General features: G+C 70.6%; 3 protein-coding genes. 1 reads left to right on the forward strand and 2 read right to left on the reverse strand.

The genetic code is table 11. From position 1 onward, the window contains the following. The first annotated feature begins 199 nt into the window (after positions 1-199). Positions 200-1015, forward strand: a complete 816-nt coding sequence (locus B8W67_RS19980; protein WP_084228956.1) for a glycerophosphodiester phosphodiesterase — start codon at positions 200-202, stop codon at positions 1013-1015. A gap of 24 nt (positions 1016-1039) precedes the next feature. Here B8W67_RS19980 and B8W67_RS19985 read toward each other — a convergent pair whose 3' ends face one another. After that, positions 1040-1585, reverse strand: a complete 546-nt coding sequence (locus B8W67_RS19985) for a ferritin (protein ID WP_069393088.1) — start codon at positions 1583-1585, stop codon at positions 1040-1042. 144 nt (positions 1586-1729) lie between these two features. Then, positions 1730-2780: LCP family protein (locus tag B8W67_RS19990; RefSeq protein WP_420845615.1), on the reverse strand; the 1051-nt coding region annotated here is incomplete at its 5' end.

The following is a 2780-nucleotide window of genomic DNA, read 5'->3' on the forward strand; positions in this document are numbered from 1 at the left end:
GCCGGCAACGCCAACGGCACGGTGATTCGGGTGAACTTTTTTTTTTTAATTTTTCGGAGAGAACGGTTATGTTCATCTAATTGTTGTTCTGCTGGGTCTTTTGTGTATTTGAGTCAGGCTCATGGGTTTCCCGAGCCCCCCGACCCCGCGGCTCGGGAAACCCTTGAGCCGGCGGGAAGCGAACCGGCAGCATAGGGGAATGGGCATGGCTGGCGGGGCGACCGGCGGACACCCCTATGTGGTGGCCCACCGCGGCGCCTCGGTCGATCTGCCCGAGCACACCCTGGCGGCCTACGACCTGGCGCTGCAGCAGGGTGCCGACGGCGTGGAATGCGATGTGCGCCTGACCCGCGACGGGCATCTGGTCTGCGTGCACGACCGGCGCGTCGACCGCACCTCCAACGGTGTCGGCCCGGTCAGCACCATGACCCTGGCGCAGCTGCGCGCCCTCGACTACGCGGTGCACCACAGCGACCGCCACCTCGATCCGGGGGACCGCGACGGCGGCCTGTTGACCCTCGATGCGCTGCTGGGGCTGGTGCTCGACTGGCGTCGGCCGGTGAAGATCTTCATCGAGACCAAGCACCCGGTGCGCTACGGCGCGCAGGTCGAAAACCGGCTGCTGGCCCTGCTGCGCCGGTTCGGCATCGCGACCCCGGCCTCCGCCGACCATTCCCGCGCGGTGGTGATGTCGTTCTCGGCCGCCGCGCTGTGGCGGGTGCGCCGGGCCGCGCCGCTGCTGCCGACCGTGCTGCTGGGCAAGTCCACCCGCACGCTGGGCGGCGGTGCGGCCACCACGGTCGGGGCCACCGCGATCGGCCCCTCGATCGCGACCCTGCGCGCCCACCCGCAGCTGGTGGACCGGGCAGCCGCGCAGGGGCGGGCCCTGTACTGCTGGACCGTCGACCGCTTCGACGACGCCCGGTTCTGCCGCGACGTCGGGGTGGCCTGGCTGGCCACGCACCATCCGGCGCGGGTGAAGGCCTGGCTGCGCGAAGAGGCGCCGGCGGGCTAGAGAGGCCTGGAGAGGCTAGCGGTGTTAGAGGCTGCCGCCGGCCACCCGCGGGGCTCCCGGCTCGGGCGAGGCCGACCCCGTCTCGCGGGCCAGGAAGGTCTCCAGCTCGAACAGGTTGGCCCCGGCGCGGTCGGCGACGTTGAGCAGGGTGGTCATCTGGGCGACCTCCTCGACCTGCTCCTTGAGGAACCACTGCATGAACTGCTCGCCGAGGTAGTCACCCTCGTCGCGGGCCACCGCGGCCAGCCGGGTGACCTGCTCGGTGACGGTGCGCTCGGAGTCCAGCGCCAGCGCCACGGCCTCGCGGGCGGTGGCGAACTCGTTGCGCACCGTGTCGGTGCCCGGGATCTCCACCGGGGCGCCGCGATCGAGCAGGTACTGCACCAGCATCATGGCGTGGTTGCGTTCCTCCACCGCCTGGCCGTAGAAGTATTTCGCCAATTGCGGAAGATCGGCACCATCGCAATAAACGGCAATAGCGACATATTGCTGAGCGGCAGTGAATTCATTGTAAATCTGCTCTTGCAAAAGGGCATGGAATTTCGTCTTGTGGCTATCAATATCGCTCATGTCGCCCATGATAGCCCAGGTGAAGACTGCGAGCATGCCAGGTGAGGCTTACTTCGGCAAGCTTTACCTAAATAAAGTTAGGCTGACTTTTGCTGCCGATAAATGGCCGTTGTTAATTTGCGGATGAGAATTGTGTCGGCGGTCTCACGGTTGGGCGTCGAGGACGGCGGCGGGAACCGGCGCTCCGGTGCGCAGCGCGTCGAAGAGCGCGGCGGCCTGCCCGTCGTCCCACAGCGCCACCGCGCCGGCGTCGCTCTGGCTGAACTCGCCGATCGGCACCGTGACGTCGGTGCTGTCGCCGCGCAGCGCCCAGGCCAGCCGGGCCAGGTCCCAGATCCGGTCGCCGTCGTCGACGGTGAGCGCGGACAGGGCCGCCGGCGCCGCGGTGGCCCAGCGCACCGGGTTGAGCCACACCGCGGGGCTGCTCGCCCGGTGCAGCAGCGCGGCGAGAAACATCCGCTGGTCGACCATGCGGTCCAAATCCGCCCGCGGCGTCGCCCGGGTGCGCACATAGCCCAGCGCGGCGGCGCCGTCGAGGCGCTGGCAGCCGGCCGGCAACTGCAGCCCGGCCAGCGGGTCGTCGATCGGCTCCGGCAGGCACATCTGCACCCCGCCGAGCGCGTCGACCACCTCGGCGAACCCGGCGAACCCGATCTCGGCGTAGTGGTCGACCCGCAGCCCGGTGGCCTGTTCGACGGTCTGCACCAGCAGCGCCGCCCCGCCCAGGCTGTAGGCGGCGTTGAGTTTGTCGGTGCCGTAGCCGGGGATCGGCAGGTAGGAGTCGCGGGGCAGGGAGACCACCGTGGTGGCGCCCGAGGATCCCGGCCGGGGCAGGTGCACCAGCAGCACGGTGTCGGTGCGCCCGTCGCCGAGGTCGCCGCCGGTCGCCAGCGCGGCCTGCTGGTCGGCGCTGAGGTCCTGGCGGCTGTCGGAGCCGACCAGCAGCCAGGTGGTTCCGCTGCCGGCGGCCGGCCGCTGCGAATAGCCGGTCAGCGCGGCGATGTGGTGCAGCCCGCGGTCGGCCCAGACCGTCGCACCGACCAGTCCGGCGGCCGCCGCCAACACCACCAGCACCAGCAGGCTGGCGGTGCGGCGAATCCACCGCCGCCGGCGCGGCGGCCGGGGCGGGCGCGGGGGTGGCGCGCCGTGCGCTCGCGGTGGGCCGCCCGGGCGCGGCGGGGTAGCGCGCCACCCC

The sequence above is a fragment of the Mycolicibacillus koreensis genome (assembly GCF_002104795.1).
GTDB lineage: Bacteria > Actinomycetota > Actinomycetes > Mycobacteriales > Mycobacteriaceae > Mycobacterium > Mycobacterium koreense.

Bases quoted from the DNA above. Each gene is read 5' to 3' on its own strand.
- B8W67_RS19980 (WP_084228956.1), top strand. From the start codon at position 200: ATGGGCATGGCTGGCGGGGCGACCGGCGGACACCCCTATGTGGTGGCC.
- B8W67_RS19985 (WP_069393088.1), bottom strand. From the start codon at position 1,585: ATGAGCGATATTGATAGCCACAAGACGAAATTCCATGCCCTTTTGCAA.